This window comes from Devosia pacifica, assembly GCF_014652635.1.
GTDB classification, from domain to species: domain Bacteria; phylum Pseudomonadota; class Alphaproteobacteria; order Rhizobiales; family Devosiaceae; genus Devosia; species Devosia pacifica.
This window is the reverse complement of the sequence record NZ_BMZE01000001.1, coordinates 1,057,911-1,077,708: the sequence shown is the minus strand read 5'-3', so window position 1 is coordinate 1,077,708 and position 19,798 is coordinate 1,057,911. Positions and strand designations below refer to the sequence as shown.

Annotated in this window: 16 protein-coding genes; 9 read left to right on the top strand and 7 right to left on the bottom strand. The window is 59.3% G+C overall.

Features of this window, described 5'->3' with window-relative positions:
• Nucleotides 1-2 precede the first annotated feature (2 nt).
• The 5 genes from IE127_RS05485 (at nucleotide 3) to IE127_RS05465 (ending at nucleotide 6,880) form a co-directional block, all read left to right on the top strand.
• Nucleotides 3-926 carry an ABC transporter permease gene (locus IE127_RS05485; RefSeq protein WP_210310446.1) on the top strand — a complete coding sequence of 308 codons (924 nt, stop codon included), beginning with the start codon at nucleotides 3-5 and terminating at the stop codon, nucleotides 924-926.
• 37 nt (nucleotides 927-963) lie between these two features.
• Nucleotides 964-2,055, top strand: coding sequence for a BMP family ABC transporter substrate-binding protein (locus tag IE127_RS05480; protein ID WP_210310422.1), 1,092 nt, complete (start codon nucleotides 964-966; stop codon nucleotides 2,053-2,055).
• A 69-nt stretch (nucleotides 2,056-2,124) separates the two neighbouring features.
• Nucleotides 2,125-3,348: a urate hydroxylase PuuD gene (locus IE127_RS05475; protein ID WP_189424113.1), complete on the top strand. Its 1,224-nt coding sequence runs from the start codon at nucleotides 2,125-2,127 to the stop codon at nucleotides 3,346-3,348.
• Complete coding sequence (gene guaD, locus IE127_RS05470) at nucleotides 3,345-4,631, top strand: guanine deaminase (protein WP_189424111.1); 1,287 nt, start codon at nucleotides 3,345-3,347, stop codon at nucleotides 4,629-4,631. Before IE127_RS05475 ends, guaD begins: the two co-directional genes overlap by 4 nt.
• Nucleotides 4,632-4,702: 71 nt before the next feature.
• Entirely contained in the window at nucleotides 4,703-6,880 is a 2,178-nt protein-coding gene (locus tag IE127_RS05465; protein ID WP_189424110.1) for a malate synthase G, read from the top strand.
• On the opposite strand, the gene IE127_RS05460 is transcribed toward IE127_RS05465, so the two are convergent.
• Both IE127_RS05460 and ade read right to left on the bottom strand, forming a co-directional pair.
• Nucleotides 6,877-8,514: a CocE/NonD family hydrolase gene (locus IE127_RS05460; protein WP_189424107.1), complete on the bottom strand. Its 1,638-nt coding sequence runs from the start codon at nucleotides 8,512-8,514 to the stop codon at nucleotides 6,877-6,879. The genes IE127_RS05465 and IE127_RS05460 overlap by 4 nt on opposite strands.
• Before the next feature lie 7 nt (nucleotides 8,515-8,521).
• Nucleotides 8,522-10,231, bottom strand: coding sequence for an adenine deaminase (ade, locus tag IE127_RS05455; protein WP_189424105.1), 1,710 nt, complete (start codon nucleotides 10,229-10,231; stop codon nucleotides 8,522-8,524).
• Nucleotides 10,232-10,357: 126 nt separating this feature from the next.
• Between ade and IE127_RS05450 the strand changes: the two genes are divergently transcribed.
• Nucleotides 10,358-10,516 carry a hypothetical protein gene (locus IE127_RS05450; RefSeq protein ID WP_189424104.1) on the top strand — a complete coding sequence of 53 codons (159 nt, stop codon included), beginning with the start codon at nucleotides 10,358-10,360 and terminating at the stop codon, nucleotides 10,514-10,516.
• Nucleotides 10,517-10,519: 3 nt separating this feature from the next.
• Here IE127_RS05450 and IE127_RS05445 read toward each other — a convergent pair whose 3' ends face one another.
• Nucleotides 10,520-12,736, bottom strand: coding sequence for a putative bifunctional diguanylate cyclase/phosphodiesterase (locus tag IE127_RS05445; RefSeq protein ID WP_189424102.1), 2,217 nt, complete (start codon nucleotides 12,734-12,736; stop codon nucleotides 10,520-10,522).
• A 103-nt stretch (nucleotides 12,737-12,839) separates the two neighbouring features.
• On the opposite strand from IE127_RS05445, the gene IE127_RS05440 reads away from it, so the two are divergent.
• Both IE127_RS05440 and IE127_RS05435 read left to right on the top strand, forming a co-directional pair.
• Nucleotides 12,840-13,889, top strand: a complete 1,050-nt coding sequence (locus IE127_RS05440) for an NAD(P)-dependent alcohol dehydrogenase (RefSeq protein ID WP_189424100.1) — start codon at nucleotides 12,840-12,842, stop codon at nucleotides 13,887-13,889.
• A 58-nt stretch (nucleotides 13,890-13,947) separates the two neighbouring features.
• Nucleotides 13,948-14,442, top strand: coding sequence for an MgtC/SapB family protein (locus IE127_RS05435; RefSeq protein WP_189424097.1), 495 nt, complete (start codon nucleotides 13,948-13,950; stop codon nucleotides 14,440-14,442).
• On the opposite strand, the gene murD is transcribed toward IE127_RS05435, so the two are convergent.
• The 3 genes from murD to IE127_RS05420 are packed head-to-tail and all read right to left on the bottom strand — an operon-like array spanning nucleotide 14,439 to nucleotide 18,008.
• Nucleotides 14,439-15,740 carry a UDP-N-acetylmuramoyl-L-alanine--D-glutamate ligase gene (murD, locus tag IE127_RS05430; protein ID WP_189424096.1) on the bottom strand — a complete coding sequence of 434 codons (1,302 nt, stop codon included), beginning with the start codon at nucleotides 15,738-15,740 and terminating at the stop codon, nucleotides 14,439-14,441. The two genes, IE127_RS05435 and murD, sit on opposite strands and share 4 nt — an antisense overlap.
• Nucleotides 15,730-17,061: a MurL-like N-terminal domain-containing gene (locus IE127_RS05425; protein ID WP_189424094.1), complete on the bottom strand. Its 1,332-nt coding sequence runs from the start codon at nucleotides 17,059-17,061 to the stop codon at nucleotides 15,730-15,732. The genes murD and IE127_RS05425 overlap by 11 nt, the downstream gene beginning before the upstream one ends.
• 56 nt (nucleotides 17,062-17,117) lie before the next feature.
• Nucleotides 17,118-18,008 carry a metallophosphoesterase family protein gene (locus IE127_RS05420; protein ID WP_189424092.1) on the bottom strand — a complete coding sequence of 297 codons (891 nt, stop codon included), beginning with the start codon at nucleotides 18,006-18,008 and terminating at the stop codon, nucleotides 17,118-17,120.
• Between the two features lie 107 nt (nucleotides 18,009-18,115).
• Between IE127_RS05420 and IE127_RS05415 the strand changes: the two genes are divergently transcribed.
• A complete protein-coding gene (locus IE127_RS05415) occupies nucleotides 18,116-18,592 on the top strand; it encodes an NUDIX domain-containing protein (protein ID WP_244639944.1) in 477 nt (158 codons plus the stop codon).
• On the opposite strand, the gene IE127_RS05410 is transcribed toward IE127_RS05415, so the two are convergent.
• Entirely contained in the window at nucleotides 18,589-19,557 is a 969-nt protein-coding gene (locus IE127_RS05410) for a glutathione S-transferase family protein (RefSeq protein ID WP_189424090.1), read from the bottom strand. The two genes, IE127_RS05415 and IE127_RS05410, sit on opposite strands and share 4 nt — an antisense overlap.
• Nucleotides 19,558-19,798: the final 241 nt, after the last annotated feature.

Genomic DNA, 19,798 nt, shown 5'->3' with positions numbered 1-19,798 from the left:
GCATGGACCTGCTGATCGCGATCTGCATGACAGTTATCGGCGCCGCAACACCCATCCTTCTCGCTGCGACCGGCGAACTCGTGGTCGAGCGATCGGGTGTTCTCAACCTCGGTGTCGAGGGCATGATGCTGATCGGAGCGGTCACGGGCTTCATCGTCATGTTCACGACAGGAAATCCTTGGCTGGCAGTCTTTGTGGCTGCAATCGCGGGGTTACTGTCCTCGCTGATCTTCGCCGTGCTGACACTCTCGCTATCCGCCAACCAGACCGCTACCGGGCTGGCGCTGACAATTTTCGGAACGGGATTTTCTGCCCTTGCGGGACAAAACTACTCGGCGCAGCCGGTGGAACTCTTCCGCTCCATTTTTCCGCCAGAACTTGTCGGGCATCAGGTGCTTCGGCTGGTGTTCGGGCACTCGCCGCTGGTTTACTTCTCGCTGTTGATGGTGGTTGCCTGCTGGTGGTTCCTCAATCGCTCGCGCGCCGGGATGATCCTGCGCGCCGTCGGGGAGAACGATCACTCGGCGCACTCGCTCGGCTATTCCGTTATCGGCGTGCGTTATGCCGCGGTGGCCTTTGGCGGGGCGATGGCTGGAATTGCCGGCGCCGCATTCCCGCTGCTGTTGACGCCGCAATGGGCCGAACGGATGACAGCCGGGGGCGGCTGGATTGCTGTCGCGCTTGTGGTCTTTGCCTCGTGGCGCCCGTTCAGGCTGCTGGCGGGTGCGTATCTGTTTGGTCTTGTGATGACCATGGAACTCTATTCGAAGGCAGGGGGTGGGCCGCTTTCGGCAATCCCGGCGGAACTTTGGGCCGCAATGCCATATCTCGCGACAATTCTCGTTTTGGTGCTGATCTCGATGCGGCGATCGGGCAGCACCAGCGCGCCGGCCTGCCTGGGCAAACCCTTCATTCCCAGCAGCTAGCGTATTCAGGGGCAGTCATCATTATCAGGAGAAACAGATGATCAGGATCAATCGTCGAACAGCGCTGATGCTCGGCGGCAGCGCCATGGCCTTGCCGTTGGTGGGCGGACGCGCCTTCGCACAGGCCGAAACGCCGCTCAAGGTGGCGTTCATGTATATCGGCACGATCAACGACAATGGCTGGAACTACGCGCACAATCAGGCGCGGCTGGCGCTTGAGGAAGAACTCGGCGACATGGTCGAGACGACCTATATCGAGAATGTTCCCGAGGGCCCCGACGCAGAGCGCGTGTTGCGCGACTTCGCGCAGGCCGGCAACAAGCTGATCTTCGCTACCAGCTTCGGGTACGGGGACTATGTGCTCAAGGTGGCCCAGCAGTTCCCGGATGTGAAGTTCGAGCACGCAACCGGCTACCAGCGCGCCGACAACGTAGCCACCTACAATGCACGGTTCCATGAGGGCCGGGCAGTGTGCGGCACCATTGCCGGGCATATGTCCGAGACCGGTCAGGCCGGCTATATCGGCTCCTTCCCGATCCCGGAAGTCGTGCTTGGCATCAACTCGTTCACTCTGGCTGCGCGCAAGATCAATCCGGAGTTCACCATGACGCCGGTGTTTATCTCCACCTGGAACAATCCTGCGCGCGAAGCCGACGCGGCCCGTGCAATGATCGATCAGGGTATCGACATCATCGCGCAGCACACCGATGGCCCGGCGGCCCTTCAGGTTGCTCAGGAGCGCGGCATCGTCGGCGGCTTCGGCCAGGGTGCAGACATGAGCAGGTTCGCGCCTGACGCACAGCTGACATCGATCATCGACAATTGGGCGCCGCACTACATCGCGACCGCCCGCGAAGTTATCGATGGCACATGGGTGTCGGAAGACGTCTGGCCCGGCCTTGCCGAGGGCGAGGTTGTGATCGGGCCGTATGGTGAGAAGGTGCCGGAAGATGTTGTCGCTGACGCTGAACGCGTCAAGCAGGAGATCATCGAGGGCACCAGCGACATCTGGACCGGCCCGATCCGCGATACCGAAGGCAATGTCCGTATCGAGGAAGGCCAGACGATGACCGACGAGCAGATGCTGACCATCGACTGGTACGTCGAAGGCGTGAACCCGCCCGCCTGATCGGCCGGCACTCCATCATGACTAGGAGGCGGGGCTCGCTCCGCCTCTTCTTATGCAAGCGGGCTGATCATGGGCGAATACGCAATTCTCTGGGAGTGGCTGAGCTTTTCAGCACGCTGGCTGCACGTGATCACTGCGATCGCGTGGATCGGCTCCTCGTTCTATTTTATCGCCCTTGATCTCGGGCTGAGAAAGACTCCGAGCCTGCCCCCGGGCGCCCATGGCGAAGAATGGCAGGTGCATGGTGGCGGCTTTTACCACATACAGAAGTATTTGGTGGCGCCGGATTTTCTGCCGGAACACCTGACGTGGTTCAAGTGGGAAAGCTATGCCACGTGGCTCTCCGGCTTTTCGGTGCTCGTAATCGTCTACTACGTTGGCGCTGATCTTTATCTGATCGATCGCAATGTGCTGGATGTGCCAGGTTGGGCCGGTATCCTGATTTCGCTCGGCTCGATTGCCGGCGGGTTTCTCATCTACAACACGCTGTGCAAATCGCCGCTCGGCAACAGCCAGAACGGGCTGATGCTGGTGCTGTTCGCGCTGCTGACGGCAATGGCTTGGGGCTACACGCAGGTCTTCACCGGGCGCGCTGCGCTGCTGCATATGGGCGCGTTTACCGCCACCATCATGAGCGCCAACGTGTTCATGATCATCATTCCCAACCAGAAGATTGTGGTCGCCGATCTCAAGGCCGGGCGCACACCGGACGCGAAGTATGGGCGTATTGCCAAGCAGCGCAGCCTTCACAATAACTATCTGACGCTGCCCGTCATCTTCTTCATGTTGTCCAACCACTACCCTCTGGCGTTTGCCACGCAGTGGAACTGGTTGATCGCGGCACTGATTTTTCTCGTCGGCGTCGTTATCCGGCATTATTTCAACACCAGGCACGCCGGCAAGGGCAACCCGCACTGGACATGGGCTGCGGCCGTGATCCTGATGGTCATCATCGCCTGGCTCTCGACGGGGCCAAAACTTTACGGTTCAGCCGCTGATGTCGCTTCGCGCGGCGCAGAGCCGTTCATGGCGGCAGAGCATTTCGCGGCGGCGAGCCAGACCGTTCAGACACGGTGTTCGATGTGCCACACGGCAGAGCCCGTGTGGCCGGGCGTTCGTCAGGCACCGAAGAACGTTATTCTCGACAACGATATCGCTGTTGCCAACGCAGCGCATCAGATCGTCATGCAGGCCGGATGGAGCCATGCCATGCCGCCCGGCAACCTGACAGAGATGACGAGCGACGAGCGTGCGCTGCTGGTCGAGTGGTATCTCGAAGGTTCGGGCAGATGAGCCGCAGGGTTGTTCGCGGGCGTGTGCTGAGTTTTGTGTTGGAACCGCAAGGCGTCGATGATGTCGCCAGCTATCGGTACTACGAAGATGGTGCCATCTCGATTGAGGATGGGCGAATTATCTCCGTCGAAGAGTTCGATCCGGCAGGTTTGGCCGGGCTAGACGTCATCGATCACCGGCCGAACCTGATCCTGCCAGGTTTCATCGATACGCATCTGCACTATGTGCAAATGCAGATGATCGCGTCTTATGCCGGCGATTTGCTGGAGTGGCTCAATACCTACACCTTCGTTGAAGAGCAGAAATTCGCGCAGCAGGGGCATGCTGCGTCCGTTGCGGCGCTGTTTTTTGACGAGTTGATCCGGCAAGGCACGACCACCGCGGTCGCATATTGTTCGGTACATGCGCAGTCCGCCGAGGCTTATTTCGCTGAAGCCGAGCGGCGCAACATGCTGATGATCGGCGGCAAGGTTATGATGGATCGCAATGCGCCCGAAGCGCTGTGCGATACGGCCCAGTCGAGCTACGACGAAACCAAGTCGCTTATTGCCCGATGGCACGGCAAGGCGCGTTCGCTCTATGCCATCTCTCCGCGTTTCGCGCTGACCTCGACATCGGAGCAGATGGAAGCGGCGCAAGCACTGGTTGCCGAACATCCCGATTGCTACCTGCAGACCCATTTGAGCGAGAACAACGCCGAGATTGAGTACGCTGCCGAACTCTACCCTACCGCAAGGGACTATACCGGCATCTACGAAGACTATGGGCTGTTGGGACGAAAGAGTCTGATGGGGCACGCCATCCATCTGTCTTCGCGAGAGCGCAGTGTTTTAGCGGAGACCGGAGCAGTCGCGGTGTTCTGCCCAACGTCGAATCTTTTTCTTGGCAGCGGGCTGTTCGATAGAGATGGCCTTCGGGCTGCAGGTGTGCGGACTGCCGTTGCGACCGATACCGGGGGCGGCACCAGCTTCTCGATGCTGCGCACCCTGGATGAAGGCTATAAGGTGCTGCAATTGCGCGGCCAGCGGCTCGATCCGCTGTCCTCATTTTATATGGCGACGCTGGGCAATGCGCGCGCGCTTTCGCTTGAAGACCGGATCGGCACGCTGGAGCCTGGCAGTGATGCAGACCTCGTCGTGCTCGATGCCACCGCCACGCCGGTCATGGCCAGCCGCATGCAGACAGCGCAGAGTCTTGTCGAAGAGTTGTTCGTACTGCAAACACTTGGAGATGATCGCTCAGTCAGCGCAGTGTATGTCGCCGGCGACCCTGTCAAATCATAGCAGTAAGGCTTTTAACTTGCTTGCCATTCGCTTAGAGGTCATGACGCGAGTGTGACATAAGGGTGGCGTATATGAGCGATTACCAAGGCAGATCCGGGCTCCAGGTTAACGCGCTTCTGGTGGATTTCGTCGAGCGCGAGGCGCTTGCCGGTACCGGAATCGCGCCTGATCAGTTTTGGTCGGGCCTTGCTCAGTTGATTGCTGACCAGCGCGACACCAACCGGCGATTGCTGGAAAAGCGTGACGCTCTTCAGGGAAAGCTCGATGATTGGCACCGCGCCAATGGTCCCGCCGCCGGTGAACCTGAAGCCTATGAGGCGTTCCTGCGGGACATTGGTTATCTTGTCGCCGAACCTGATGATTTCGAGATCGAGACCACGGGGCTTGATCCCGAAATCTCATCGATCTGCGGGCCTCAGCTCGTGGTTCCGGTGTCCAACGCCCGGTATGCCCTCAACGCGGCGAATGCGCGGTGGGGCAGCCTATACGACGCGCTTTACGGCACTGACGTCATCAGCAAAGACGGCGCATTGGCGCCTGGCGCGGAGTTCAATCCAGCGCGCGGCCAGGCGGTGATCGATCGGGCGGCAGTCTTTTTGGACGAGGCTTTTCCGCTGGCAAAGGGCAGCCACAAATCAGTGACGTCCTATGTTGTGGCCGAGCAGGGCGGGCTCGCCAGCCTTGTCATCGATACGGAGGGGGGACCCACCACACTTGCCGACAAGGGCGCATTCGTTGCGTATGGTGGCGAAGGGGAACGCGCCGAGATCGTGCTGCGCCACAACGGGCTGCATGCGATCCTGGTGATCGACAAGACGCATCCGATCGGTATCGGGCAACCGGCAGGTCTTGCCGACGTCATTGTCGAAAGCGCGATCACGACAATCCAGGATTGCGAGGATTCGGTCGCGGCGGTCGATGCTGAAGACAAGGTCGGTGTCTATCGTAACTGGCTCGGCCTGATGACCGGCAAGCTAGAGGATACGTTTGAAAAGGCCGGAAGGACAGTTACCAGGCGGCTCGCATCCGATCGGTCCTACACTGACGTGAACGGCAAGGCTTTGACCCTCAAGGGCCGCGCCCTGCTGCTGGTCCGCAATGTTGGGCACCTGATGACCACGGACGCCGTACGCGACCAGCGCGGCCAGCCGATCGGCGAGGGGCTTCTGGATGCCGCCGTCACCGCGCTTTGCGCGCTAAGCGACAAGGTGAATTCGAAGACTGGCGCGATCTATGTGGTCAAGCCAAAGATGCATGGCCCGGAAGAAGTAGCCTTTGCCTGTGCGGTTTTCGCCCAGGTCGAGCAGTTTCTCGGCCTTGCGGAGAATACCATCAAGATTGGCATCATGGACGAGGAGCGCCGCACCTCCGCCAATCTAAAGGCCTGCATCTACGAGGCGCGGGAGCGGGTGTTCTTCATCAATACCGGGTTCCTCGACCGCACAGGCGATGAAATCCACAGTGCCATGGAGGCCGGGGCGGTTCTGCGCAAGGACGAAGTTCGCTCCGAGCGTTGGCTGCAAGCTTACGAAGACCGCAATGTGCTGATCGGCCTCAATACGGGATTTTCCGGACGCGCGCAGATCGGCAAGGGTATGTGGGCGCGGCCGGACGACATGGCAGCGATGCTTGAAGCCAAGATCGGGCACCCCAAAGCCGGGGCAAATACAGCATGGGTGCCGTCACCGACAGCAGCGACACTGCACGCGTTGCACTACCACCAGGTGGACGTATTCGCGGCCCAGGCCGAGCGCAGCGGGGAGGTTATTCCTTCGCTTGCAGAGCTGTTCTCAATGCCGGTCCTAGCCCCCTACCAATTGAGCCGTGATGAGATAACGCGCGAACTCGAGAACAACGCGCAGGGCATTCTTGGATATGCCGTGCGTTGGGTGCAGCAGGGCGTCGGCTGCTCAAAGGTGCCTGACATCAATAATGTCGGATTGATGGAAGATCGTGCCACTTGTCGGATTTCGTCGCAGGCGGTAGCCAACTGGTTGCGGCATGGCCTTGTGAGCAAGGACGATGTGACGTCTGTGTTCGAGCGGATGGCGGCGGTGGTCGACGAGCAGAACCGGAACGATCCCATTTATCGCCCGATGGCCGAGAATTTCCAGTCCGTGGCCTTTCAGGCGGCGCTCGATCTGGCGCTGCACGGTGCCGATCAGCCCTCGGGCTATACCGAGCCGGTTCTTCATGCCCGGCGGGCTGCGGTCAAGGCTCGGGAGGCCGAGAAAGCTCGGCAATCCTAGAGTTCGTAGCAGCGCAACATAATGCTGCTCGGGTGCTCGGCATCGCGGTGAACCGTTACGGCGTTCGTCAGCAAAGTCGTCGTCGTGCCAAGGGGTTCGCCGGTGCCGAGATTTCTAGCATAGCGTGGATGCGCGCCCGATGAGACCTGAACCCGGATGCGGTGGCCGCGCAAAAAGCAGTGCGCCGTAGCATGCAGGGTAAACTCAAGGCGCCATGTGCCGTCTGTCTGACGCGGCGTGTTCGGTGTCACGCGTAGCAGACCGTCGGTGATGTTGAGCGATTTTCCCTGCGGATCGACATCGCAGAGCCGGACGAAAAAATCGGTGTGCTCCAGTTCCGCCGACGCAAACAACACCACGTCGCTCTGGCCTATTATAGTGACAGGCTGGGCCAAGGGCTCAGTCGAGAAGCAAAGAACATCGTTGCGCGCCTCGCGTGCGGCATTGTCTGCAGGGCCGGCGCCCTTAAACGCGAACATTGCACCGCCGATATTGGGGGTGGGGTCCGCCGGATCATATGTGTATGTGTCCGTTGCGGCGTCGATGGTTGGCGCCTGCTCCGTCAGTTTCTCCTCCTCGTTGAGGTAGAACTGCGTGGCGCTGAACGCACCGGGCGGAAAGCTCTCGAACTCGTGCCATGTTTCGGTGCCGGTGACGTAAATACGCACCGGGTGCTCGCGAAGGCCGGATGGGTCCTCCAGCAGCTTGGCGTTCATCCAATGCAGCGTCTGGCGTAGGCTCTCGGCCTGCAACTCGCCCGAAACATGTGTCCATGGGCCAATCGTCAGGTGCGGGCGATGCCCAAATCCGACGAGTGTTGTGTAATCGCGCAGCAATTGGTCGATCATGAAGTCGTACCAACCCGACACGAAGTGGTTGGGCGGCGTTGTTTCCGAGAGCCTGTGGCGATGGTCCATCTCCCTCCAGAACTCATCGTTGCCGATGGCGTTCTCGAACCACTCGCGCCAGAAGGGCACGCGATGCCCGGTGACGATCTCGTCGCCTTCGACCAGCGGAAGGTGCATGGCCGCCTTGTGCGTCAGTCGTTCCACCGTTCCCGAAAACATGCGACCGGTCATCTTCAAGGGATTACCCCTGAGGCCTTCGATCACCTGCATCCAGCTCAACCAGAGCCCCAGATGGAACGCGCCGGACGGAAAGACGACTGATTGGAATTCCGAACTCGTGACCTTCGTCGCCATGGCAGATGTCGCCGGCAGGGCATCGCAGATGGCCCATTGCGCGTAGCCGAGGTAACTCGGGCCCGTCAGCCCGATACGACCATCAAACCATAGCTGTGCCTTGATCCATTCAAGCGTTGCCAGCCCGTCCTTGCGCTCGTTGACCAGCGGATCGAAGCGTCCGCCAGACTCCTCTGTGCCTCGGCAGGCCTGCAGCACGACATTATAACCGCGCTCGGCGTAGACCTCGGCGACAGGCGCGAAGCCGCGGCGCCCATACGGCAACCGCATCAATAGGGTAGGGTGCGGACCTGCAGTTTTGGGAGCGTAGTGGTCCGTCAGCAGTTCGACTCCGTCGTCCATGACGACGCGCAGTGACAGAGATTTTCCCACGGCGTGGCGCCGGGGTGGAAGTTGGTAGAGCTGTGCGATGAACAGGGAGCCGATACTCATCTGTCAGCTAGCTCAGAAACTCGAACATATCGACGTCAAACAGGCCGCGGTCCGTCATCTTGAGGTGCGGGATGACCGGTAGTGCAAGAAATGCGACCTGCAGGAATGGCTCGGGCAGCGTGCAGCCTATAGCTTGGGCGGCAGCGCGCAGTTGCCGAAGGCTTTCCGCAACGACTTCGAACGGCTCGAGGCTCATCAAGCCGGCAAGCGGTAGTGCAAGTTCGGATGAAATCGCTCCGCCGTCGGCGACAGCAAAGCCACCCCGCAACTCCATGAGCCGGTTTGCTGCCAGCGCCATATCCGCGTCGTTGGCACCGACGACAGTGATATTGTGGCTGTCATGGCCTACCGAGGAGGCAATGGCGCCGCGCTTTAGGCCGAAGCCCCGAACAAAGGCGACGCCGATATTGTGGTTGTTGCCGTGACGCTCGATCACAGCGACCTTGATCATATCAGCCTCCAGGTCGACGAGCTGTTCCTGCTGGTCGACCGGCAGCACGACATCCTCGCGGAACGTCAGAATAAGGCCCGGCTTCACTGCCATCACTGGGGTGGAGTTGCGCTCGCGCTGCTCGGGCACGCGGAATGCCTCCGGCGCCACCGGCCGAGCCTTCATTGAGTCGAGCCCGACAGGTTCGACCGGCGCACGGGCAGCGAAGCGCTCCGCAGTGACAACGCTGCCAGCGGCTATGACCTCAGAGACCTGGCACTCTTCAAGCGAGTCCAGTAGCGCAATATCGGCGCGCCAGCCGGGGGCCACGAGGCCTCGATCGGGCAGCCCGAAGATGCGGGCCGCCGAATGGCTGGCGGCCCGATAGACGTGGTGTATCGGGCAACCATGCGCGATGAGGCGCCGTATCGAACTGTCGAGATGTCCTTCTTCGTCGATATCGAGCGGATTTCGATCGTCCGTGCAAAGCGCGATGAAACTCGATGTATTGGCGTCGAGGATTTCTGCCAGGGCGTCGAGGTCCTTCGACACGGAGCCCTCGCGGATCAGGATCGCCATGCCCTTCAGCAGTTTCTCGCGGGCTTCCCTGGCAGAAGTGGCTTCATGATCCGTGCGGATGCCTGCGGCGAGATATCCGTTCAGCCCCATTCCCGACAACAGGGGCGCGTGCCCATCGATATGTCCGCCCTGGAATGCGGCAAGCTTGGCCAGAAGTTGCTCGTCGCCAGCTAGCACACCTGGGAAATTCATGACTTCAGCGAGCCCGATGACCTTTTCATGCTGACGGAACGGTTCGAGGTCCTCGATCTCAAGCCGGGCTCCGGCGCTCTCGAATGCCGTCGCGGGTACGCATGAGGACAAGTTAACCCGCACATCCATCACCGTGCGCTCGGCGCATTCAAGGAAGTACGCAATTCCCGAACTGCCAAGAACATTGGCGATCTCGTGCGGGTCGCAGATGACTGTCGTGACACCGTGCGGAAGCACGCACCGGTCGAATTCAAAGGGGGTGACAAGCGAGGATTCGATATGCAGATGGGTATCGATAAAGCCGGGCACTGCCCAGCGCCCGCCGGCATCTATGACCTCAGCGCCCTCAAATGTGCCGTGCGTGCCGACGATCCGGTCTTCAACGATCGCAATGTCGGAGACAGTCTGTTCTCCAGTGATGACATCGAGAATGCTGGCGTTTTTGATGACCAGATCTGCGGCAGCATTGCCCTGGCCCACGGCCACCATCCGGGCCAGTGTTTCAACAGACTGCATACAGAGGCCTCCGCCGGTGGTTTAGCGATAAAGGTCCACCGGAGGACAAGCGTGGTCAAGTGCTTACACGGAACCACGTTATCGAGCGCGACGTTATGCCCTCGAGCGTCGAAAGGAATACCGTCTATGGAAAACTACGATCCGCAAAAGAACACCACGGAAGTTCGCCAGGGCAGCAAGCGGAACATGAACCTTCGGGTTCTGGCCATATCGCTGGCCCTGATCGTCGTCGGGTTCGCGATCATCTACTTCTTTTATACCGCTACGCAGCCCAATCCGACCTGATCGTCAGGCAGTCGCCGCCGTTGGATATTCGGGTTCGGCAAACCAGGCCGAGATTTCTGCCTCATCAATTGGATGAGAGAACAGATAGCCCTGCAACGTGTTACAGCGAAGCTGGGTCAGGATACGCGCTTGTTCGCTGGTTTCCACCCCTTCCGCTGTAACATCCATGTTCATGGCATGAGCCAAGCTGACGAGAGCTTGAACGATTGCTACGGAGGCATGCCCTTCATTGAGTTGGCGGACAAAGGACTGGTCGATCTTGATGCGATCGACTGGGTAGCGTTTCAGGTAGTTCAGCGACGAGTAGCCAGTGCCGAAATCATCGAGCGCGATGCGAATGCCTTTTTCACGGAAGGCAGTCAGCGCTGAGTTTGCGGTTTTTTCGTCGTCAAGCAGAATGCTTTCGGTAATCTCAAGCTCGAGATTTTCCGGGGACATTCCTGTCTCTCTGAGGACCGAAAACAGCGCTTGAGGAAAAGCCGGGTTTCTTAACTGGGTCGGCGAAATGTTGACCGCTATGCGCTTGCCTTGATGCCGCACCCCCATCTTGCAGGCTTGGCGCAGTACAAAGGTTCCGAGTTCTTCAATCAATCCGCTCGTCTCTGCGACCGGAATAAACCGGGCGGGAGAGACGCGACCGAGCGTTGGGTGCGTCCAGCGGACAAGCGCTTCGGCTCCGACGGTTTGTTGAGAAGAGGCCGCAACCAGCGGCTGGTAAGCGACGCTAAGCTGGCCGTCTGCCTTGAGGGCTTTGCGCAACTCGCCTTCGATCCAATGCTGGGTTTGAAGTTGTTGGTCCATCTGATCGTGATAGAGAACCGCCCGGTTTCGTCCCGCCGCCTTTGCTTCGTAAAGGGCGATATCTGCCTTACGGAGCAGTTCCTGCGGCTCGAATTCGGTCCCGATGGACGTCACTATGCCGATGCTTACGCCGACATAAACGGTGGAGCGCCCCAAGTCGAACGGACGGCCGAGTGTGTCTATGATACGCCGCGACAGGTCCAGCATATCGCTTTGCGAACTCGAACTAACGTGAAGAATGCCAAACTCGTCGCCACCGAGCCGGGCGAGTCGGTCTGCGGGTCTCAATAACGGCCGAAGACGGCTCCCGACTGCACGAATGAGCTCATCGCCGGCCTGGTGGCCAAGCGTGTCATTGACCTGCTTGAATCGGTCAAGGTCCAGCAGCATGATGTGAATCAGCACGTTGTCGGCGTGGTTGCGCCGTCGGGCCGTCTCAAGTTCGTCATCGAACTGATTGCGGTTGTAAAGTCCGGTCAGTCGGTCATGGCTGGCCATGTATTCCGCGTGAATCCGCCGAGCCTCTGCCGTTGTCGAGAATTGCCTGAGCCAACGCAGCAAGATGATCATCAATAGCGTTGCTACCGCGAACGCCATTGCCAAGGCAGGACCTGATTGCCGCAACAGCATGGCCCCCGGCCGTTCAGCCTTCCAGCTGACAAAGGCGACGATCCGGCCATCCGGGCTCATAACAGGATAATTGGCGCGATCCGACGAGGCAGAGGGCGTGAGATCAAATGAAACCTCTTCCAGCCGGAACTTGCGTGCAATTTCTCCGGCTACGGCGTCATCCAGAAAGGCGACGCTGACATGGATGTACTCGTTGCCTGCAGTCTGAGAAAGGCGACCACTGTCCGAGATGATGGGTACCGCGCTGACTATCGCTGGCTCCCCATCTATCTTCAGGAAGCCACCTGCACGCGGCAAAGGGACGTTATTGAGCAGCCTGTAATGATGCAGAGCGCCTCCCGCGATCTCTCGCCTTACCGCCGCGACCTGACTCGCGACCTGGGGGGCGAGTTCTGGCGGCGTGTCGATGGTCCGGCCATCCTGCATCGCATAGCGCACGGTTCCATCCGGGGCGACCAGCATGTTCATATCGTGCCCGAAGAAGTGGTGCATCCACTGGCCGAGCGTCCGGGAAATCCATACCTGGTCGAAACCGAAGGCCACGTGTCCGACCGCAGTGTCGGAAACAACCACGCTTTCCTGCTGCTGTGCGGTCTCTTCCATCCGGTCGCTCAGCGCTTCCCGGACAATACCCAGTTGGCGCTCGCGTGCCCTGTCGTCAATTTCCGCAGCTGTCCAGAACAGGAACGCAATTACGCTCGTGCCTGTTATCAGCAAAGCACTGACAACGGGCAGCACGACGCGTGCTGCGAACCTCAACCTGCCCTGTCCCCTGTTTGGTTCGCTCATAAACTGTTCCCCTGCTCGGAAAACTAGCCAGAAGCACCTTTAATACTTATTACCAAGCTGGACGAAATGCTTCGAATGCCCGGCGATACGGAAGGAAACCGATATGACAATGCAGCGTGCACTTGTTTTGGAAAAGCAACACGAGCTTGCTCTTCGAGACATTGACCTGCCGCTCGAGGTAGCGCCTGGCATGGTGCGCATCAGCCTGCATACGGTCGGGGTTTGCGGCTCGGATGTTCACTACTATACGCACGGACGCATCGGGCCGTTCGTCGTCGACGCGCCGATGGTCCTCGGACACGAGGCGGCGGGTACTGTCATGGAGGTCGGCGAGGGCGTTACCCATCTCGCCGTTGGTGACCGCGTATGCATGGAGCCGGGCATTCCAGATCCCAACTCGCAGGCGAGCCGCCTCGGCATGTACAATATCGACCCAGCGGTGGAGTTCTGGGCAACGCCTCCCATCCACGGTGTATTGACCTCTGAGGTCGTGCATCCGGCGAACTACACATTCAAGCTTCCCGACAATGTGAGTTTTGCCGAGGGCGCAATGGTCGAGCCGTTTGCGGTCGGCATGCAGGCCGCAACAAAAGCCGGGATCAAGCCGGGAGACACTGCTGTCGTGCTTGGAGCGGGCCCGATTGGTACGATGGTCGCACTTGCCGCGTTGGCCGGAGGGTGCGCGCGCGTGATCATTGCGGATCTCGCCCAGCCGAAGCTCGATATTGCCGCACAGTATCAGGGCATTATCCCCGTCAATATCCGAGAAAAGAACATCGTTTCCGAGGTGAACGCGCTCACTGAGGGCTGGGGCGCGGACGTCGTGTTCGAATGTTCCGGGTCGCCCAAGGCCTGGGAGACCGTCATTGACTTGCCGCGTCCGGGCGGTTGCATCGTCGTGGTTGGGCTTCCGGTTGAGCCAACCGTGATCGATATCGCCTCCGCTTCGACACGTGAAATACGCATCGAGACGGTGTTTCGCTATGCGCATCAGTACGCGCGAGCAATTGCATTGATTGCCTCAGGCAAAGTCGATTTAAAGCCGCTGATCACGGAAACGTTCGATTTCGAAGAGTCCATAAAGGCTTTCGACCGAGCCGTCGAAGCGCGGCCTAGCGATGTAAAGCTGCAGATACGAATGCCACAACGCTGACCCCAGGAACTGCGCTCTTGCTAGCGCAGTCCATTTTTATGATCAGGTCGAGGCTGAAATGGAAGTCGGAAACAGCTTTGGGTTGGTGGATACTTATCTGCCCCTGCAGGTGATCGTCATCAGGCTGGCGGTGGCGGGCATACTCGGAGCCATCATAGGGTTCGAACGTGAGTTCCATACCGCCGAAGCTGGGCTGCGCACTCATATTCTCGTGGCACTGGCTGCCGCCCTTTATACCATCATCGCCTTTGAGATTTTCCACCTCATCGACTCGGGCAGTACTCAGGCCGACCCCATTCGTGCCGTCGAAGCGGTGACGGCAGGCATTGCTTTTCTAGGGGCCGGCGCCATATTCAGGCGGAATGCGGGCGTCCAAGGATTGACCACCGGGGCGGGCATGTGGCTTGCGGGTGCGGTGGGTATGACATCGGCTCTCGGCTACTACGCCATTGCCGGCCTTACTGCATTCTTTGCGATTCTCGTTTTGGCCGCACTCAGGTTCTTTGCGCATCATGTCGTCGATCCGCGGCGTCGAGACATGGACCAGCGCTAAACTGTCTCTGGACCTAGCAACTTTGCCAGCTCGAGAAAGGCTTTTCCGCGCTCTTCGAAATTCCTGAACTGGTTATACGAAGGCGCCCCGGGTGACAGGATGAGCGTGTCGAATCGATCGGCACGCTCAACCAGCGAATGCATTGCCTCATCGAGATCAGCGGCTTCAAGCACGAGGACGTGCGGGCAGTCTCGGGCCGCAGCTTCGGCCAGGCGCCGGCCAGTGACGGGCAGACAGACCAGCGTCGTCACGCCTTCCGCGTCGAGGCGAGTGACAAGCTCGCCGTAATTCTGCTGGCGTTCATGCCCGCCAGCGATGAGGGCAAGTCTTTGACCACGGTACGCGGCAAGGGCGGCCTTAGTGGCTTCCGGCGTGGTTGAAATCGAGTCGTTGACTACCCGGAACCGCCCGAACCGGTGTTCTTCCAGCCGGTGCGGCAGAGGCTGGAATTCAGCAATACCTGCGAGTACGCCGTCGACGGATGCACCGGCTGCGAGCGCCAAGCGCGCGGCAAGCCTGGCATTATCCCAATTGTGTGTTCCCTTGAGACGAGACCGGCCGATCGCTTCGTCGAGCGTTTCGGGATCGACGAGATCGTTGATCGGGGAGAGCAGACGCGAGCGGTCCCCCACTGCCTCAAGTACGGTTGGGTTTGCTTCGGCCGCTTTGCCAAGAGCGATTTGCAGCTTGCCAGGGCGGCTGATGAGATTGAGCTTGTCGCGATAATAGGTTTCCACGGCTTCGTGCCAGTCGACGTGCTCCGGGTAGAGGTTGGTGACGCCCGCGATGTCCGGCAGGAAGTCCATATCGGCCGTCTGATAGCTCGATAATTCGAACACGACTGTCTGATGCTTATCGGCGATATCAAGAGGCGCAACACCAACATTTCCCGCCAGGCCCGCATCGCTGCCGCTAGCCCTCAGCATCAGGTGGGTCAGTGTAGCGGTGGTCGACTTGCCTTTTGTGCCGGTAACCGCCACGACCTGGCGGCCTTGCCTGAAAGCCTCGCCCCACAAGTTTAGATTCGAGGTAACCGGAATGCCTGTCTCGCGTGCGAGGGTAAATACAGGCTTGTAGCGCGATACACCGGGGCTCTTGACGATTAGTGCAAAGCGGTGCTGCGAGATCGCTTCGGCAAGCGCTGCCGGGGCAATCTCTTCTGCGCCTTCAAGATCTGCCTGTCCGGAATCGACGGTTACAAAGAACCTGTTGTTGCCAGCCCGCTGCTGAAGGAAAGCGAGCGTAGAGCGGGCTTCGCGTCCGGCGCCGTAGAGCAGGATGTCTCCCTCAGGCAGCATGAGGCGCGATCCTCCGATAGACGTCCCCCGGGATGTGATGGTCTTGGCTTGCGGTCATCAGTTCGCTGCTGGCGCGCTCAAGCGTCTCGGCTCCGTACTGTGCCAGAAGTTCGCCGCCCAGTGCTGCAACTACGGCATCTGACGACCATTCCGGACGCTTCACCAGTTGATAAAGGCACGCAGCAGCTTCAAGAATTTCACCGACGCACTCCCAGGGTTTTTGTCCTGCAAGGCCTGTCAGTTCACGGTAGGCATCGATGTTCTGCGGCTTGTCGAAGAGGTTCTGGCCAAAAATCCCTATCAGGCGTTCTCGGTCCATCACGGGGGCGAAGATCAGGAAAACGAAGTGGCATTTGGGGCAATTGCCGCACCACAGATCGCCTTCGTGGCCGGCCAGCCGGAAGTTGCGGTTACAACTGGAAAAGGCATGATCGAACCGCTGTGTTCTCGCGAACAGATTGGCGATTTGTGCCTCGGAGAACGGCCTCAGCAGCGAATAATACCGTAGTGCTCCCCCGGTGGCGGCACCCAGCACCTGCGCGATATGCCGTTCAAACGCGAGAGACTTCGAATACTGATGATTGGCTTCGCGACCATCGAATTCGATATTGCCTTCGCTGGCGGATCGCTCGTTGGACAAGACGATTTCATCGAATCCGTAGGCGATGGCGCACAGAGCAGCGATCATTGAGTTGATTGCTGTCGATGGTACGTGCCCATTGTAGTAGCCAGGTTGCGTTGAGAGCCTGATCATCTCCGGATCAAGAGTACGCCGCACGTATACAGGTTCCAGTGCAAGTGCCTCGACAGAAGAGACGATCGGACCTTTCGGATTGACCGCGAACGGGGTGAACGCGATCTCGGCAGCTTGCAGAAGTTGTGCGCTGACCAGAGAGTCTTTGCCGCCGCCTATCGGCAGGAGAGCGCGGCGGAGCAAGTCCGGTCTCTCGGCAAGCTCGGACTCATCGACACTGACCTCTAGCTCCAGCCTGCCGTAGCGACGCAAATCATTACGGGCATAGAACTCGCCCAGACCGTTCTCATAGATGTCGATAACGAACGCGCGCTCGAGTTCGGTGAGTGTCAGTTGAGGCGCCGCTAGGCGCAGTGGCGCGAGGAGCTTGTAGTACGACACACCGAGTACGAAGGCGGCAAGTGTCAGCAGGCGCTGCCCACTTTGCTGCTGAAACACTTCAATGTCGAACGTCGAGGGGAACGCAAGGCGTTCTTCGAACTGCAAGTCGCCTAGCCGATAGCCAAACCGCAGACCAGTGGCGCCCGGCTCTATGACAGGAGGCAGGATCTCGAAATCTTGGCTCACAAAGGCACTCCGATTGGCGCGGTTTTCTTGTTCAGGTGTTACCGTGCGCAGGCCGATCAGTATATGCGCATCTGCAGGCGCATGACGATCTCGCTGCCGAGACGCTGGAAACCGTATTCCCGCATCGTACACGACCAGCCAGTGCCATTTCGTTCAATTCTGAACAGATTGTAGCGCGCTGGATCATCGAGGGGCGAGCCCTGATTTGCGCTGGCTGAAGCGACACCGATGACCGGAACCTCGCCATTCGGTCCATCAACGGAATGCACTGACGAGCGGTGTGTGTGTCCGTGCAGGATGAGCTCCGCGCCGTGTTCGGCAATGACGTCTCGGAACAACCGATGTCCGCGCAAGCCGAACGAGGGATGCTGCAACTCGACATTGGGCGGGTGATGAATAAGTACCGTACGGAAAAACCCTGCATTCTTGAGAACCGAGAGAATGCGCGAGAGTCTATCTGCCTGTTGCTTGTCAAATTCACCGATGGCCATGAAGGGCGCGGTAGGAATGGCGCTGGAACAGGAGATGATGGCGACTTCATCGATCCGGCGCACGAACGGGAAACGTCCCGTCTCCATCGTCTCACCGCTGATATAGCTGCCCCATTCGGAATAGGCAGTTTCAAGAGCGCCTTTGACATAGGCGTCATGATTGCCGGGCGAGACGCAAACGGTTTCCGCGCCGCCAATGCTTTGAAGCCAGGCGCCGGCTCGGGAAATCTCTGTGTCGAGCGCAAGATTGGTCAGGTCTCCGGTGACGGCGATGAAGTCCGTCTCCTGCTGGCGCAGATGTGCCACCAGTTCCTGCAAACCAGTGCCGCCAAGGGCGCCGCTCCGTGTCAGCTTCCAGTTCAGGTAGCCGGTTAGCCGCTTGCTCAGAAGATCCTTGAGATGGAGCTTGGGCAAGGGCGCGATGTGAATATCGGAGATGTGTGCGAGCAGGGTCATTACGCGCGTATTGCCACGGTCGTTGGTGCAAGAAAATGGCCAAGTGCGATTTCAGCCGATTTTGTCGCGGCCCGCGCTCTGCTAGTGGATAGCAAAAGGAGCGCCACATGCAGATGAGTCGATGGCAGCGCTGGCGTAGCAGCGCCTATCTCACGCTGGTGGGTTTGCGGCGCCGGATGACGCTCGGCACGCGTGTGATGGTGATCGATGGCGATAGCGTCCTTCTGATCCGTCACACCTATGTCCCCGGCTGGTCATTCCCGGGTGGCGGCGTCGAGCCGGGCGAGAGCGCTGAAGAAAGCGCGGTGCGCGAAGTGAGGGAAGAGACCGGCTATCAGCCCTTGGGGCCGATGAAGCTATTCGGACTCTATCACAACAACAGCCCCGTTTCGAACCGCGACCATGTGGCATTCTTCGTCACCAAGGATTTCGAGAAGAGCTTCGAGTTCAAGCCGACCCTCGAGATCGCGGAGATCGGCTGGTTTCACAAATCCTCACTGCCCGAAAAGGTGACCCCATCGACCTCGCAACGGGTCGATGAGGTCTTTGACCTGGCCGATCGCCGGGTCCTCTGGGGCTACTAAACGATAAAGCCAAGCTCTTCGCGTGACGGCCCGATCGGCACGATGCGGTGCGGGTTGATGGTGGTGTGGCTCCAGTAATAGTGCGTCTGGATGTGCTGCAGGTCGACGGTTTCCGCAACGCCCTCAATTGCATAGAGCTCGCGCGTCAGCCGCAGGATGTTGGGATAATCGGCGATGCGCCGACGGTTGCACTTGAAGTGGCCGAAATAGACCGCGTCGAACCGCACAAGCGTTGTGAACAATCGCCAATCGGCCTCAGTGATCCGGTCACCTGCAAGATATGGCGATTGGCCGAGAATATCCTCGACCCAGTCCAGCGCGTCGAACAATGAAGTCGCTGCATCCTCATAGGCCTGCTGCGTTGTCGCAAAGCCGGATTTGTAAACGCCATTGTTGATGTTGTCGTAGACGCGTGCATTCACCTCATCGATCCGCTCGCGCAGATCTGCGGGATAGTAGTCTTCGGAGTTGCCCGTCAGTTCATTGAACGCGCTGTTGAACATGCGAATGATTTCAGCGCTTTCGTTTGAGACGATCGTGCCGTTGTGCTTGTCCCAAAGAACCGGGACGGTCACGCGTCCGGTGTAGTCGGACATGGCTTCGGTATAAATCTGATGCAGAAAATCCTTGCCAAACAGCGGGTCGCCGGTCGAGCCCTCATCGGTCTTGAAACTCCAGCCGGTCTCGTCCGGCATTTTCGGAGAAACGATTGAGACAGGGATTAGGTCTTCGAGCTGTTTCAGCTTGCGAAAGATCAGCGTTCTGTGCGCCCATGGGCAGGCAAGCGAAACATAAAGGTGATAGCGATCGGCCTCAGCCTTGAAGCCGGCGTCGCCCGAAGGGCCCGCGCTGCCGTCACGCGTTACCCAGTTGCGGAATGCGGACTTGCTGCGTTCAAACTTTCCGCCCGTTTTGTCGGTGTCGTACCACTGGTCCGACCACACGCCATCGATCAGTTGTCCCATCAGCTATCCTCTCGCGGTTTGTCTGGTGTCACTCACATATGCACACTGGTGCAACGCTGACAGGGCGCAATCGTTTGACAGTCCGTTACCAGTGCGTTGCGGAGCCTTATCGAGGATGCTAAAAGCCGAGACAGGCGTGGAGGCGCCCAGGATGACCATGGCTATAGTTTACGCGCGACGATCTTGATCCGGGGACCTTTTGTGGTTCCGCTCGTGCCTGCCTGCTCATTCTTGGACTTTG

Coding starts and splice junctions, on each gene's coding strand:
- IE127_RS05460 (WP_189424107.1), bottom strand. CDS start 8,514: ATGAGTATCGGCTCCCTGTTCATCGCACAGCTCTACCAACTTCCACCC.
- ade (WP_189424105.1), bottom strand. CDS start 10,231: ATGCAGTCTGTTGAAACACTGGCCCGGATGGTGGCCGTGGGCCAGGGC.
- IE127_RS05445 (WP_189424102.1), bottom strand. CDS start 12,736: ATGAGCGAACCAAACAGGGGACAGGGCAGGTTGAGGTTCGCAGCACGC.
- IE127_RS05415 (WP_244639944.1), top strand. CDS start 18,116: ATGCAGATGAGTCGATGGCAGCGCTGGCGTAGCAGCGCCTATCTCACG.
- IE127_RS05450 (WP_189424104.1), top strand. CDS start 10,358: ATGGAAAACTACGATCCGCAAAAGAACACCACGGAAGTTCGCCAGGGC.
- guaD (WP_189424111.1), top strand. CDS start 3,345: ATGAGCCGCAGGGTTGTTCGCGGGCGTGTGCTGAGTTTTGTGTTGGAA.
- IE127_RS05475 (WP_189424113.1), top strand. CDS start 2,125: ATGGGCGAATACGCAATTCTCTGGGAGTGGCTGAGCTTTTCAGCACGC.
- IE127_RS05485 (WP_210310446.1), top strand. CDS start 3: ATGGACCTGCTGATCGCGATCTGCATGACAGTTATCGGCGCCGCAACA.
- murD (WP_189424096.1), bottom strand. CDS start 15,740: ATGCTGCCTGAGGGAGACATCCTGCTCTACGGCGCCGGACGCGAAGCC.
- IE127_RS05480 (WP_210310422.1), top strand. CDS start 964: ATGATCAGGATCAATCGTCGAACAGCGCTGATGCTCGGCGGCAGCGCC.
- IE127_RS05435 (WP_189424097.1), top strand. CDS start 13,948: ATGGAAGTCGGAAACAGCTTTGGGTTGGTGGATACTTATCTGCCCCTG.
- IE127_RS05420 (WP_189424092.1), bottom strand. CDS start 18,008: ATGACCCTGCTCGCACACATCTCCGATATTCACATCGCGCCCTTGCCC.
- IE127_RS05410 (WP_189424090.1), bottom strand. CDS start 19,557: ATGGGACAACTGATCGATGGCGTGTGGTCGGACCAGTGGTACGACACC.
- IE127_RS05440 (WP_189424100.1), top strand. CDS start 12,840: ATGACAATGCAGCGTGCACTTGTTTTGGAAAAGCAACACGAGCTTGCT.
- IE127_RS05465 (WP_189424110.1), top strand. CDS start 4,703: ATGAGCGATTACCAAGGCAGATCCGGGCTCCAGGTTAACGCGCTTCTG.